Here is a 14,255-nt window from a genome sequence, read left to right as displayed (position 1 = left end):
TAGGAAAAGAGCCAGTAGATTTTAGGGGGAAATGGTTTCAATGTTACGTATTGCTAAATTGGAATTATATATCATCTTAGCTGCCCTGATCATAGCATCCTTCATCATCGGCTTATTCTGGGCCTTGAATCACGGAGAAAAGCCTGCCATTGACTTTAAACAGCCTCCTCCGGTGACGGCAGCTGACAAAGCAGATACTGCGCCAATCTCAGCAGCACCCTCAGACTCTGCCTCTGAGAAGTCTGCTCCCGATCCGGTTGTCGAGGAAACCATTGTCACCCAACAAGGGTTAGCTCAACTTACTGAGCTAACCAACGTCAAAGCCCTCGTCTGGGGAGATACTGTGGCTGCAAGTCAAGGCGCTTCCAATAAGGATGACCTGGGCTGGCATGCTTTAGTTGCCAAAGAGCTTAAAGCTAAATACCCGGGAAGTTTTCAGTGGGTCTTTAAAACGATGGATCAGGCCACAGTCAATGATGTACTGACTTATGTTCAGGAAGTGACTCCTGATACTGATCTGATTATTTTGTGCTTAGGCAGAAATGATTGGACTGTGCTTACTACGAACGATTTTAGGCAAAAGTGCGAGCAACTGCTTGGCGAACTTAAAGCCCTAAATCCCAGAGCGGACATCTTCTTAGTCATTGAACCGCCTGTAAAAAACATTGAGAACAACAATAAGTCTTTCCCCTATCGGCAAGTTCTGATTGAGCTGGGGAAAAAGCACCAGCTTCCGGTTATTGACCTATGGTCAGCCTTTATCCAAGATCCGGCTCCTCTGGGGGAGTTATTGGCGGATGGGGTTAATCCCAATGATAAGGGATATAGGATTTTTGCCGATCAGGTGATGAAAGGGTTTGAGGGGGTTTTAAATTAAATAATTGCATAATCAGGGCTGTAACAATCTCAATTTTTGTTACAGCCCTTTAACTTACCGAATTATTATGCAATCATTTTGCCGTTACTCATCTTTAACGTTAATTGAAAGTGCACTGACTCTAAAATTATGATACAAAGCTTATCTCCCACGGATTACCAGCTTGGTCCTTAAAGTAGATTGACTTATCGGAAAGCTGACCTAGAGTTGCATCTGACCAAGTAGTACCTCCACCTATGAGTTGTACAATTTGCCCCTTGATATCTTCTCTTCCCTGCACAGTTAATGGATTTTTCCAATCTGAGCTTCTGGTGGCCCTTACCCATGTTGGAAGAGTACCCGCTGTTGATAGGAGAAAATTATGAACTCCCATTGTACTTAATTTAGTATTTCCACTTTTGATGTCGGCCGTAATCAATTTTAAATTATAGTTGATTTCTATATCAGCCCATTCATTATCTGTAGGAATAGTAGTCGAGGAACTTAATGTCAGTGTTAGGCTGACGTCGCTTGTATTATATCCAGATTTTAGTTTTCCATAAAATGTTACAGAAGGTCCAAATAACTTTCTCATAGTTTTTAGGCTAATATTCCCATCACCGTCAATAAGGTCTGAAATAGTAATCGTATTGTTTAATGAGAATTCTTTATCCGAAAAGGTTACTTTACCAGTCACTAGGGACTCAAGACGGGTTAGCACTAGTGTACTACCCGATGGACTAGCTGAAACATTAATGCCCCCGATCATCACACTATCATCTATTGTGGTTAGACTAACTGTTACGTCTGTATCATTAACATTGCTACTTGCAATTGTGTCAGCTCCATTAACTATTGAAAAACTAGTAATTTTTATAGCATCAGTTGTTCCACCCGGGTTTCCCCCCGAACTTCCACCCGTATTTCCACCGGTAGATGGTGTTCCGGGAGGTGCACTAGGAGTGTTCGTCGTATCCTTACCATTAACCTGCCCACCGCCGCTAACCACTGTCCCTGTTGAACCGGAGTTTAAGTTGCCAATGCTCGAACCCTTTGGAATAGTAATCTCAGTTTTGACTTCAGTTTTCATAGATTCAACAACGGTTTTTTCTGCTAAGGCCAGTTTCCCTTGGGATTGTACTTCTACCGCTTTAAAGCTTCCTTCTAAAGTAACCTTTTGTTCTGTGGTTTCTGTGTTAACAACAACCGATGGAACAACCGCATCTTTTGCAGCCTTTAAGGTAACCTGACTCTCTACTACTACAGGCTCAGTGAAAGTTCCTCTTAGCTCAACAACAGGATCTTGTCCCGGGGTACTTGTTATCGTTACTACCCCCATCTTAGCGCCATTAGCATCAAGGATGGCGAAGCTGCGAACCACTGTATCCCCAATGTTTGTAGTTCCTGAGGCCTCAACACGCACATCACTGTCGCTGTCAACGGTAAGAACTCCGGCGGTAGTATTCTTGATATGAATACTGTCTGACGCTCCGGAAAGGACAACAATGTTGGCAGCAGTTACGCCGTCAATCGTTGCGGTTCCTTTATCACCCGGATCCACGAAGACTGTTCCTTTGACGGTGAGGTTCTTGAGGGTAATATTATCTCCCTTCACATAAACGCTGTAATTGGCCTTGGCATTTTGTAAAGTGATGTTATCTCCTATGAGTCTAACGTTATCCGTTAATTCTACAGGTGCAGCAGCATCTTTTGAACCGACGGCTTCTTTATCCGTAGAGTATGAAACAGCGGAAGTCAGAGCATTCATTCCTGTAGTAGGTACTACAGCCTCTCCCCCTACAGCCACCATATCATCTGTGGACAAGTTCAACTTCACAAATTCCTTAGTAGCATTGTCAGGTTGCTGATTAACCAGGACAACCGGGGATCCCGTTGATGCAGCCAGGGGCACAACGGCTAAGGCATCCACTAAGGTTTCCCCATTAGCCACATAAACCTTGTTGTTTTTGTAGGACTTGGTAAAGCCTTTGAGGATTTGTACATTGGTATCATACTTGGAAATACCGGAATATCGCTTTACGTTACCTTTCAATTGCCCTTTGACTGTGTCTGACACTACAGCGGTTCCGCCCACTACATAGGATTCCTTAACATTAAGGCTGTCCAGATAGGTTTTAACCGAGGCGGGAAGCTGGCCCTGGGTGGTGGTCAAAATTGGCATTTCCTGAGCGGCAGCAATAGGGGCAACGGATAAGGCATCCGCCGGAGTTAGCCAACCGGCAGCAACTACAACCTTCGAGACGTTGACTCCTTGTTTAGCCATTTCCTTAGCTATGTTCACTGAGGTTTCATATTGATCATACCCACCGAGCTGAACCGGGGTGATGCCCAGGGCACTGATTTCATTAAGTACGGATTGTTTGATCACCGCTGTACCGCTGGTGATATAGACCTTTTTAGGTTTCAAACGGAGTAACTCAGCCTTTGCTGAAGGATTTAAAGTTTGTCCGTTGTCTGTCAACAAGATGGGCGCCTTCAATTTAGCTGCCAAAGGCCCTGCAGCAAGAGCATCAACCAAGGAATAGCTCATCCCGGCTGAGAGAACGACACTATCACTGGTTCCTGTCCATCCCTTCTGGGCCATCAAGGCGGCGGTTGCATATTGGTCATACCCGCCTATTCTAGTCATAGCACTGGGCATTGCAGCATTTGCAATAGCAGGTGCTATGGTTGCGGACAAAGCAACAGCCACTGCCATGCAGCTATTTAGCACTTTTTGTTTGGTTTTTCTCATTAAAAATTTACCTCCTCTTATTCTTCTAACACTTTTACGACGACGATATATGGGTGGTGCGGAACCGTTCATATATAATGATAATCAACCAATTAAGGTAAAATGTCCCTCACCTGTAAAAAGTTATCCCATTTACTTCGCTATTTCCATGGATAATCCTGCAAGGAATATCTAGATATTTCTATATTTTTGTCTTTTATCTAATATTTTTGTTAAAACAAAAAAAGAAAGAACAATTTTACGTAATCGTTCTTTCCCCGTTGTTACTATTAAATTTACAAATTGGATTATTGTCTAGCTCATATTGATCAGAAAGACTATTCCGGTAATAATCCCCGCTAGTGCTACAGCCATAAGTATGATATACAAATTTTGCTTCTTGCGACTAAGCTTATGCCAAGGTAAGCCCATCTGCTGACTGCCTCCTTCTGTAAAACGACTCACAAAGATACCTTATTACAGAATACGACAATAATCAAGATAAAATTTGGTAAATTTTAAATAAATATTGCTATAACTCTCCTCGCACTCTACCGCTCCCATCACAGTTGGGGCATGGGGAAGTATAACGTACTACCAAAGTCTGTCCAACTTTTTTACGCGTCATTTCCACCAGCCCAAGTTGAGTCAGCCCTAAAACCTGAGATTTTGTTTTATCCCGAGCACAAGCAGTTTCCAGAGCCTCAATCACCCGTTTCTGAGCCTCTTCTGTGGTCATATCGATAAAGTCGATAATAATAATCCCACCTAAATTCCTTAGCCTCAGCTGACGGGCAATTTCCCAAGCAGCCTCCAGGTTCGTATGAACCACGGTTTCTTCTAAGGATCGCTGACCTACATATTTTCCCGTGTTGACATCAATGACAATCAAGGCCTCTGTCTGCTGAATAACCAGATACCCTCCACTCTTCAGCCAAACCTTAGACCGCAGAGCTTTGCGAATCTCGTCATCCACACCATAGTTAGCAAAGAGGTCTTTTCCCGGAACCACAAAAACCTGCTTAGCAGCGGGATGCTCAATCTCACCTAAAGCTTTGCGCAAAATTTGCCCCACTTCATCCTGATCAACAGTGATTTTCTCAACATCCTGATCAATCCAGTCCCGGATCAGACGAGAAATCAGGTCAACATCTTTGTGCACCAGCCCCGGCACTGAAACATGGGGGATCTTTGGCAATAAAGCTTGCCAATAAGCAACCAGTTGAGTAATGTCCTCCTCAATCTCGTCACCATCGATCCCTTCCGCCAAAGTCCGGACAATCACCCCCATACCAACCGGCTTGGCCGCCGCAGCCAAGTCTTTTAAGCGAGTACGTTCATTATTATCCGAGATCTTCCGAGACACCCCAATATAACTGACCTGAGGCAATAGCACCACATATCTCCCCGGCAAGGAGATGTTAACACTAATCCTGGCACCTTTAGTCCCCACCGGTTCCTTGGTAACCTGGACTAACAGCTCCTGGCGAGGTTTAAGAACATTCTCAATCCGCTCCTGAATAATCGGTGCCTTTTCCTCCTCATCAAAGCGAGGAGGTATAGCATCTCCCACATACAGAAAAGCATTCTTATCTAAGCCAATATCCACAAAAGCGGCCTGCATACCGGGGAGAACATTCTCAACTCTCCCCCGATAAATATTCCCGACCATGTGGGTCGAACCGCCCTCATCCTCAAACACTTCCATCAAGTCACCCTGCTCAAAGACGGCAGCTCTAATCTTTTGCAATTGATTTGAGCCGGATCCGGCACTTTGGCTCTGAAGAACGATTTCCTTCCGGCGGGGCTCCGCAGCTCGGTTTTTCATTATGTTAACACCTCCTCGTTGAACTTGCATTACAACGCTCACCTCATGACGTCGTGGGCCAAACTAGGGCTCAAGGGGTTTATGGAAGAGGCGGGGCGAAACACATGTGTTTCGGCCAAAGCGGCGTCCTTGCCGCATGGCCGGCAGTGTACGTCCTGTACACTGCCCCGCTTATGCAAGCACCCCTTTCGCCAAGTTTGGCTAGCCACTCCGTCAAAGAGGATCGCTTTTGTAAAGCTGCGTTCTAGGCCGGGTCACGAATTATGTATTCCTTATAAGTACCCTCTTACGCCGCTTTATCCTGCGGCACCGATTCAGATGGTGCCATGCACGAAGCATGTCCCACTAAGCGGCCCGAGACCGTATCCTACTCCCATCCGGTCTCCTAGCCAGCGGCGCAACTCCCTTTCGGAGCCCTGCCCGCACACTACCCAAGAGACCTCAGAGGGAGGGTCACGAACACCGACGAGAGGCCTATGCGAGAGTCGTAGCCAAACTTGGCTTTAAATCCGCTTTCATAAAGCAGGGCGGGAAACAGGTCACCTCCCGCCGTCCTTGGCTCCGGTGACACTTGGCCATCCATGGCCGGCGGACGTTTCCCGCCGGCCATGCGGCAGGGACGCCGCTTTGGCCGGGAACCCTGCCCGCATGCATCAGGATTTAAAGCCCTAGTTTGGCACGACGAACGCATGGCCGAACAAGGTGTCGCGACACTCCCTCCCAGAAGCCAGGGCCTTCAAAGCCTACTAAGCCATCTCGATCGGCGAGCTCTTCCCGCCCTCGTAGCTCACATGCACCCCTGTCCGGATAACCTGCAGCTCATCCAACTCAATGGGCAGATTCTCAAGTTCCCTCAGACTGGCCAGCACTTCCTCCGGCCGCACACTTCCCGAGTTCCCCATCTCGACTTCCAGATCAAAGAGAACCTCATCCCCTTGAATCTTTCCTTCCAAATGTTTAACCCAAGGACGAATATCCTTATCCGTCGGCCCTTTTTTCGAGTACCGAGAATAAGTCACATGCTCCCGTCCCAGCCAAGCACCCACCGCTTCCTGCAAGCGTTCCTCTTGAATAGGCAACGCCATAGGAACTCGTATGCGATAACTGGCAGCATTCAGCACAGCCATTAAGGACTTAGCTCCCGGGTCCATGGCCCGCCCTTGGAGGAGTCGTATACCGGGAGGTAATTGCTCCTGAACCCGAGCTAACACTTCCCCTAAATCCATGTCTTGGCGAAGCTCTACATCCACATACTCCCGCTCCCCTTCAGTCCCTACCGCTAAGGCAAAACCAAAGGAGATCTTGGGACGAGGATTAAAACCTTCGGAATAACTCATATGGATTCCAGATCGTCGGATGGCCCGCTCAAAGACTCTTGTCAAATCTAAGTGGGCAATATATCTGGCATCCTCAATTTTCGTATAGGCGATTCTTAGCCGCATGGCGCTCACCCTTTCAACTCAATCTGAACTCCTCTGCTCGGACAAACTCCGCATCCCGTACAATCATTATGCCGGCAATCAATGGTCTTAGCTTCTTGGAGTGCCCGGTGGTGTTCTTCAATTAAAAACTGTTTTGATACGCCGCTCCCTATATGCTCCCAGGGTAAGACGTCATCATAATCTATCGCTCGATTGGCGTAAAAATGGGGGTCAATTCCTAACTCTTTAAAGCCCTCCATCCAGACGTCCTCTTTAAATTGGTCAGACCAACCATCGAATCGACAGCCATGTTTCACCGCCCATTCCAGGAGTTGGGCTAACTTGCGGTCTCCTTTGGCAAAGACAGCTTCCAGATAACTGGTGCTCATATCGTGATAGTTATATTTCAAGCGTCGATCTCTCAGCTTTTCTCTCAGGTATCTCTGCTTTAGTTCTACAGAAGAACCTGCTTCCTGGGGTTCCCACTGAAAAGGAGTATGACTCTTGGGAACAAAGACGCTGGTGGAGATCGTCACTGTGATATTTCTTCGCCCCAGCTTGGTTCCCAGATTGGCGACTTTTTTGGCCAGATCCACAATTCCATCGATGTCTTCCTGAGTTTCTGTCGGCAATCCCACCATAAAGTAGAGCTTAATCGTCGACCAGCCTTTTTTAAAGGCGGCTTCTGCTGCTTCCAAGAGGTTTTGCTCCTCGACGCCTTTATTGATGACATCCCGCAAGCGTTGTGAACCTGCTTCCGGAGCAAAGGTCATCCCAGATTTCCGGGCTTTCTGGACAGTTTCAGCCAGATCTACATCAAAGGAATCAACTCTGAGTGAAGGGAGAGACACCCCTACACCCTCTTCTCCGTGTTTTTCTAAAATGCCGTGAATGACAGGCTGAATACAGGAGTAATCCCCGGTGGAAAGTGAGGTGAGAGCGATCTGATCGTAGCCGGTGGCCCGAACTAACTCCTCAGTCTGCCTGAGCAGAGTCTCTGGTGAACGTTCCCGCACAGGTCTATAGATCATACCTGCTTGGCAGAACCGGCAGCCTCTGGAGCAGCCCCGCATAACCTCCAGCATCATTCGGTCGTGAACAATTTCCAGATAGGGGACCACTGGATTGGTCGGATAATAAGCCTGATCTAAATCCGGTACAATGGCCTTTTCCACAAGTGCCGGGAATCCTTCTTCGGCCTCGATCTTTTCAATGCGACCATCTTCTTTATAGGTTATATGGTAAAATTCCGGAACATAGACCCCTTGGACTTGAGCAACTTTCTTTAAAAACTCTTTGCGGGAAACGGGGTTTTTCTTCTGCTCACCCACTAAGCGCAGAACTTCAGGCAGTTGTTCTTCACTTTCTCCAATCAAAAAGAAGTCAATGAATCCGACGAGGGGTTCAGGATTATAGGCGCAGGGGCCTCCGGCAATGACCCAAGGATCTTCCGGTCCCCGATCCTCTATTCTCATGGGGATTCCTGCCAGATCCAGCATATTAAGAATGTTAGTGAAGCTCATTTCGTACTGGAGGGTGAATCCTACCACATCAAACTCTTTGACAGGCTTAAAGGATTCCAAGGCATAAAGAGGAATTTCTCTGTCTCTCAGTTCCTTCTCCATATCCACCCAAGGGGTAAAAACTCTTTCGCACAGAAACTCCGGGAAGGAATTAACCAGATGGTAGAGGATTCTGGTTCCCAAATGGGACATACCCACCTCATAAACATCCGGAAAGGCAAAAACCATCTGAACATCAGTCTTCGACCAATCTTTTTTCATGACATTCCATTCTGATCCGATATATCGGCTAGGCTTTAATACTTTAGGTAAAAAGCGTTCGACCTGCCGGCGTATATCCGCCGCAGTATTATTACTCATGGTGTCAGTGAGGCCTCCTTGTAGTATATTGTGAACTTAAATTATATCATATATAACCGTAATTCCCTAAAAATCCAAGGTATTAAGGAATCGATGTGGATCAATTAGTTTTTTAAATTCCATGCTCTTGGCCGATCACAACTACTAGTTGATATTAGAAGGCTTTTACTATGCTATCTAATTTTACTTGATAAACTCCCTAATATTGTATATACCTTGTATATACCGTCAAGAGAAAGAGGGTGGAACTATGAAGGCCCGAAAATTGGGAAACAGCATCGGTATACGGATTCCGGCTTCAATGGCTAATTCAATAGAAATTAGCGATGGGACTCCAAATGATGTGGAACTTGATGGAGAAAAGATCATAGTCACCCCAAAAAAATACGATTTAAAAGAGTTACTCGCCCAAATTCCTGATGATGAATATGAGCCGGAAGAAATTGATTGGGGTGAGCCGGTGAGAGGAGAAAAATGGTGAATCAATACGCGCCGGAACGTGGTGATGAAGTATAAACTGGAAGCAATCATAAAGTAAGTTGTAAGTAAAGCCCCTAATATTCTAACGCTAATTGATGAAGTTCAAACAACTCGGGAACAATGTCTAATAAAAGGCCCCACGTTCTTTGTTAGAAAGTGGGGGCAGAGTTGGTGACAAATCAAAAGCACACCACTACTTTAAGTTTAATTCCAGTCGATGTCCGAATGATTAATAGTTGATTGTTTTTTTCAAAGCTTCCCTACCGGATAATGTATACCTTCTCGCAGCATCCCTTCGACAATATCTGTTTCCGTAAGAATTTTCTCCACTCCCGCCTTTTCGTTGCTAAGGTTGACCATGGCATAACGATCAGGGGTAAATTCTTCGACGATTCTCACCAAGGGTGTATCCCTCTGCACTGTAAGCCAGTGACTGCGCATTAGGCCCCTTTTCAATAATTCCTCTTTCTTGCGAGTTAATTGTCTGAGAAAGGTAATATGAGCTGAGGAGATTTCCTTACTCCCGGCAAACCAAAAGAAGCCTCCCAATATTAGGAGAGAAAGGGGCCCCTCTGAAAATTTCCCCTGAACCCCTAACACAATTCCATAGAGTGCAAAAGAAACCCCTAACCATCTGCCCGCCTCGGCCAAAAACTTTGTGGTACGTACGTACCCGAAGCTTTCCACGAATAGTGCCCTAATCACCCGTCCCCCATCTAAAGGCAATACAGGAATTAAGTTAAATGCTGCCAGCCAGAGATTATAACGGATAAACTCTTCGGAGAGCTCCCCCCACCATAGCCCGTTCCAGCGTAAGGCCTGAGCCCCAAAGAGGAGAACCAGGTTGAAAGCCGGACCGGCCAGAGCCATCAGACTTTCTTCCACCTTCCGCCCTTCAAACAGTCCATCACAATAAGCGGCTCCTCCAAAGGGAAATAACTCAAGCCCTTCAACTTTAAAGCCATAGGCCTTAGCAACCAAGAGATGAGCCAATTCATGCCCTACGACCAGGGCAAAGATGAGAAGAGCCTGGGCTAATAAACCCAGGACTCCATATAGCACTAATACTACCAAAAATGTGGGGTGGATTCGGACGCTCACTCCGGATATCTTAAATAGCTGCATTTATTGGCTCTCCCCCTTCGAACTTACAGATTCTGCAAAGCCTGACCTGAGTCCCCCAAATTCTGTTTACACCCCCAGCTGAAGGAGCACTTTCTGCTAAGCGGATGCGTCAGTGAAGCCGCGTTTAGACGAGTGCCGACGGTTCGCGTCCCCGTAGCGCGCCGCATGTTCACATGCGACGGAACACGATGTTCCTAGTGCCGCATGCGCCAAGGATGGCATAGCATGCGGCCAGAAGTACCCGGAGGTTCGGACGCGCTCGCGAACTGTCCAACGAGCTAGCGGCGGAACTCGCAGACGCGTGCAACGAAGACACTGTCTTCGCACGGGTTTAACACAGCTAAAAATGTGCTCCGCTACTAATTCTTTGCCTCAGGTGGTATCAGGTAAGGGATCGGATTAAGGGGTTGATTATTCTTCCGCAATTCAAAGTGAAGCCAGGGCTTCTTAAGTGGTGCAGAAAGTCCTACAGCTCCTACCACCTGACCCTTCTCCAGGCGCTGGCCTTTTTGAACCTGGATTTCGCCCAGATTGCCGAGAACTGTCGTCCATCCGTCGCCAAAATCGATTTTAACCAATTTGCCTAACTGGGGATCTTCCCCCACTATGGTAACAACCCCGGCGGCAGGAGTAACTACCGGAATTCCTAAGGCACTTCCCACATCCAGACCTTGGTGGACTGATCCGTCACTGGCCTTATCTCCAAAACCGGCCATGACCGGGCCGGAAATAGGCGGCAAGAACTTTCCTTTCATCTTCAGATCGACAGCAACGCTTTCACCAGAAACCCCTCCCAGAGATAAGGCTTCCTTTGCCATATTATTAAGTGCTGTGTAATAATTGCCTGAATCCATACCCCCCCGATAAATGGAATGGACTATTCGGGAGACTTGATCTGAACTGTTAGCGCTGAAGAAAACCATCAAGAACAGCAGGGCGGATAAAAGAGTTCGCTTCTGGGTGCTATTCCAATGGTTAAAGAAGTTACCCAAGCCTTTCTTTCCATTACTGCGATGCCGAGTATATTGATTATTACGCGGAATGGATTTGCCTCTTCCCTGCTCTTTACCGACTTCTTGAATTGCCCGTTCCCATTCCCAATCATCCCAACGTTCAAAAGGATTCATCCGTCAACCCCCTTATCGATATTCGATATTCGTGGTACGTGGTTCGAACTGTGGATTTGTTTCTTCAATCAAAGAAATATAATTTTATATGAGTTATCCTTATCCTCGAGATATCATAGCTGGGTTTGACCCCAGCATCGACCTTTTAAATACTGAGCGAACTATGTTCGCTTCAAGTTTTCGAACTACGAACTACGAATATCGAACCACGATTACAGCTCGTACATCCTTTATTAATCTATGAAACAGGCAAAAAAAATAGAACCGCTTAGCAGTTCTATTCTATGATGGGTTTATTAATGTAATGCCAGTACACGAGTAAGGAAGCCCTCTCGCTAAAACATTAGCCTGCGGTGCCTTAAATTAACACTTAGTAACAGACCAATGGCCGCCATATTCGACCACATAGCACTTCCTCCGGCGCTGATTAGGGGTAGAGGGATTCCTGTGACCGGCATAATTCCGGAAGTCATCCCCACATTGACCAAGATATGAAAGGTGAACATGGAGACGATTCCTGTTGAAATCAGCATTCCATACATATCCCTGGCCCTTAAGGCTATATAAACACCGCGCAAAAGGAAGATGAGAAAGAGGAACAGTAAGGTGATGGTTCCGATGAAACCAAACTCTTCTCCTACTACGGAAAAAACAAAGTCTGTGTGGTGCTCAGGCAAAAAATTCAACTGTCCTTGAGTACCTGCCCGATAGCCTTTTCCCCATAAGCCCCCTGATCCTATGGCCCAAAGGGATTGCAGAATATGCCATCCATCCCCTGTCTGATCAGCTGCCGGATCCATGAAGATAATCAGACGATTCAGCTGGTAATCCTGCAGGGGCAGGGGCATTCCCTGGGCCCATTGGAGCCATCCGGGTAAGTCTTGGGAAAAGTGAAGCCAAAGGGCTATCCCTACTATGACCGCCCCGCCAAGTAATAATCCTCCAAATTTATAAGGGTTAGCCCCTGCCACGAACATCATGCCAATAAAGATTGCCACAAACACTAGGGTTGTCCCTAAATCCGGCTGTTTAAAGATCAAAAGCATAGGCACCAGAATAAACAAGAAAGGCATAATAAAGTCCTTGACATCATTCAGTCTTCCTTTGCGTTTGACAAGAAAGTCTGCGAGAGTAAGGATCATAAAGATTTTGGCAAACTCCGAGGGTTGAATTCCGATGGAGGGGGTGAAATAAATCCAGCGGGTAGCACCTTTAGCTGTATCTCCAAAAAAGATGACCGCTAAAAGCAGCAGTAAATTAAAGCCATAAATCCACCAACGAAAATGCTGCCATTTGGTATAGTCAATTACTGCGAGAACCACTGCTATCACGATACCTGTCAATATCCAGACGGCTTGGGTTTCCACATAGTGAAAAGGATTGGATTTCATGACATTAATTGAAGCCGTACTCAAAATAATGAGACTAGCTGCTAATAGTAAAAAGGTAAAAAGCAAGAATAACAAGTCTAGATTTCTTAACGAACGTCTATCCACGTAATAAATCCCCTTAGGCAGGTTATTTTTCGACACAATTGCTTTAATCATTATATCACACTATTTTGGGGGTCCCAAAGCCTTTTCGCCGGCGGTGATGAGATTAGGTAAATTAATCATGTGACGATGAGGCAGACAAAAGATACCCCCGCTTTTTTCAAAGTGAGGGTATCTTTTGGTATCCGATTTAACTATTTAGTTCTTGACCCTTAGCAGAATAATCTCGCTTCATTTTTACGACAGGAATGTTAGCAACTAAAGCTACTTCACGATCGTCTTGACAGAGATTAAATTCCAGGGCAGCTTCGTCAATCTCCATGTAGTTAGAGATCACTTTAACAAGATCTTCTCTTAATTTGTTGAGCATGGCAGGCGAAATGCTGGCGCGGTCGTGCACTAAGACAAGCCGTAGTCGTTCTTTTGCCACCGACTTGCTCGAGGCACTTTCCCTGCCTAGCATCCGGCTGATAAATTCTAACAAGGACAATTCCTCCTCTCAGTACAGAACGGTCAACTTAAGCCAATAAGTTTCTTTAATCTATCCATGAGTCCTTTAGGTACTTCGAGGTTCATCAGAGGAACCTCTTCCCCTTGGATTCTCTTTGTAATCCGTCGGTAAGCTTCTCCTGCTTGAGAGCCCAGATCCATGACTGCGGGTTCACCACGGTTCGTGGAAACTACGATGCTCTCATCTTCAGGAACCACCCCGATAAGCTCGATAGCTAGAATATCTAAAATATCTGAAATATCCATCATGTCACCGCGTTTCACCATAGCCGGGCGAAGACGGTTAATGATTAATTTTGGATTTCTTAGTTCCGACGCTTCCAGTAAGCCAATAATCCGGTCCGCGTCCCGGACTGCACTGACTTCAGGTGTGCAAACGACAACTGCTCGGTCTGCGCCGGCTATGGCGTTACGGAATCCTTGCTCGATTCCTGCGGGACAATCTATAATTGCATAATCAAATTCTGCTTTAAGCTCCTGGCAGAGGGTTCTCATTTGCTCAGGATTGACGGCTGTTTTGTCTTTTGTTTGGGCAGCCGGCAGCAAAAAGAGATTTGTAAAACGCTTATCTTTGATAAGTGCTTGTTTCAAACGGCAATTTCCACTTGTCACATCCACCAGATCGTAAACAATTCTATTCTCTAAGCCCAGCACCACATCAAGGTTACGCAAACCTATATCTGTATCAACAAGAACGACTTTATGGCCATTATTCGCTAAACCGGTGCCAATATTAGCCGATGTTGTCGTCTTGCCTACGCCCCCTTTTCCAGAAGTTACTACGATTACCTCACCCAT

The 14,255-nt window shown here is 46.2% G+C and carries 11 protein-coding genes; 2 read left to right on the top strand and 9 right to left on the bottom strand.

What is annotated here, in order from left to right; all coding sequences use genetic code 11:
- The first annotated feature begins 40 nt into the window (after positions 1-40).
- On the top strand, positions 41-877 hold the full coding sequence (locus DP73_RS04560; protein ID WP_034597824.1) for an SGNH/GDSL hydrolase family protein: 837 nt from the start codon (positions 41-43) through the stop codon (positions 875-877).
- A 127-nt stretch (positions 878-1,004) separates the two neighbouring features.
- On the opposite strand, the gene DP73_RS04555 is transcribed toward DP73_RS04560, so the two are convergent.
- The 4 genes from DP73_RS04555 to DP73_RS04540 all read right to left on the bottom strand — a co-directional run bounded on the left by DP73_RS04555 (position 1,005) and on the right by DP73_RS04540 (position 8,722).
- The gene (locus tag DP73_RS04555; RefSeq protein ID WP_034597823.1) at positions 1,005-3,611 is read right to left on the bottom strand and encodes a cell wall-binding repeat-containing protein; all 2,607 of its coding nucleotides are present in this window, start codon (positions 3,609-3,611) and stop codon (positions 1,005-1,007) included.
- A gap of 511 nt (positions 3,612-4,122) precedes the next feature.
- Positions 4,123-5,418, bottom strand: coding sequence for an Rne/Rng family ribonuclease (locus DP73_RS04550; protein ID WP_034597822.1), 1,296 nt, complete (start codon positions 5,416-5,418; stop codon positions 4,123-4,125).
- Between the two features lie 746 nt (positions 5,419-6,164).
- Entirely contained in the window at positions 6,165-6,869 is a 705-nt protein-coding gene (locus DP73_RS04545) for a TIGR03936 family radical SAM-associated protein (RefSeq protein ID WP_128751379.1), read from the bottom strand.
- Complete coding sequence (locus tag DP73_RS04540; protein ID WP_034597820.1) at positions 6,866-8,722, bottom strand: TIGR03960 family B12-binding radical SAM protein; 1,857 nt, start codon at positions 8,720-8,722, stop codon at positions 6,866-6,868. The genes DP73_RS04545 and DP73_RS04540 overlap by 4 nt, the downstream gene beginning before the upstream one ends.
- A 250-nt stretch (positions 8,723-8,972) precedes the next feature.
- Between DP73_RS04540 and DP73_RS04535 the strand changes: the two genes are divergently transcribed.
- Entirely contained in the window at positions 8,973-9,203 is a 231-nt protein-coding gene (locus DP73_RS04535; RefSeq protein WP_034597818.1) for an AbrB/MazE/SpoVT family DNA-binding domain-containing protein, read from the top strand.
- Positions 9,204-9,451: 248 nt separating this feature from the next.
- Here DP73_RS04535 and DP73_RS04530 read toward each other — a convergent pair whose 3' ends face one another.
- The 5 genes from DP73_RS04530 to minD all read right to left on the bottom strand — a co-directional run bounded on the left by DP73_RS04530 (position 9,452) and on the right by minD (position 14,255).
- Positions 9,452-10,327 carry a M50 family metallopeptidase gene (locus DP73_RS04530; protein WP_034597817.1) on the bottom strand — a complete coding sequence of 292 codons (876 nt, stop codon included), beginning with the start codon at positions 10,325-10,327 and terminating at the stop codon, positions 9,452-9,454.
- Between the two features lie 359 nt (positions 10,328-10,686).
- On the bottom strand, positions 10,687-11,454 hold the full coding sequence (locus DP73_RS04525) for a peptidoglycan DD-metalloendopeptidase family protein (protein ID WP_034597816.1): 768 nt from the start codon (positions 11,452-11,454) through the stop codon (positions 10,687-10,689).
- 335 nt (positions 11,455-11,789) lie between these two features.
- A complete protein-coding gene (gene rodA, locus DP73_RS04520) occupies positions 11,790-12,950 on the bottom strand; it encodes a rod shape-determining protein RodA (RefSeq protein ID WP_034597815.1) in 1,161 nt (386 codons plus the stop codon).
- Positions 12,951-13,137: 187 nt separating this feature from the next.
- Positions 13,138-13,431, bottom strand: coding sequence for a cell division topological specificity factor MinE (gene minE, locus DP73_RS04515; RefSeq protein ID WP_034597814.1), 294 nt, complete (start codon positions 13,429-13,431; stop codon positions 13,138-13,140).
- Between the two features lie 29 nt (positions 13,432-13,460).
- Complete coding sequence (gene minD, locus DP73_RS04510; protein WP_034597809.1) at positions 13,461-14,255, bottom strand: septum site-determining protein MinD; 795 nt, start codon at positions 14,253-14,255, stop codon at positions 13,461-13,463.

The organism is Desulfosporosinus sp. HMP52, assembly GCF_000765145.1.
Taxonomy (GTDB): Bacteria; Bacillota; Desulfitobacteriia; order Desulfitobacteriales; family Desulfitobacteriaceae; genus Desulfosporosinus.
The sequence above is the reverse complement of the archived record's forward strand: the minus strand, read 5'-3'. Positions and strand labels throughout refer to the sequence as shown.

Coding starts and splice junctions, on each gene's coding strand:
- DP73_RS04535 (WP_034597818.1), top strand. CDS start 8,973: ATGAAGGCCCGAAAATTGGGAAACAGCATCGGTATACGGATTCCGGCT.
- DP73_RS04550 (WP_034597822.1), bottom strand. CDS start 5,418: ATGAAAAACCGAGCTGCGGAGCCCCGCCGGAAGGAAATCGTTCTTCAG.
- DP73_RS04540 (WP_034597820.1), bottom strand. CDS start 8,722: ATGAGTAATAATACTGCGGCGGATATACGCCGGCAGGTCGAACGCTTT.
- DP73_RS04525 (WP_034597816.1), bottom strand. CDS start 11,454: ATGAATCCTTTTGAACGTTGGGATGATTGGGAATGGGAACGGGCAATT.
- minD (WP_034597809.1), bottom strand. CDS start 14,255: ATGGGTGAGGTAATCGTAGTAACTTCTGGAAAAGGGGGCGTAGGCAAG.
- DP73_RS04530 (WP_034597817.1), bottom strand. CDS start 10,327: ATGCAGCTATTTAAGATATCCGGAGTGAGCGTCCGAATCCACCCCACA.
- DP73_RS04560 (WP_034597824.1), top strand. CDS start 41: ATGTTACGTATTGCTAAATTGGAATTATATATCATCTTAGCTGCCCTG.
- DP73_RS04555 (WP_034597823.1), bottom strand. CDS start 3,611: ATGAGAAAAACCAAACAAAAAGTGCTAAATAGCTGCATGGCAGTGGCT.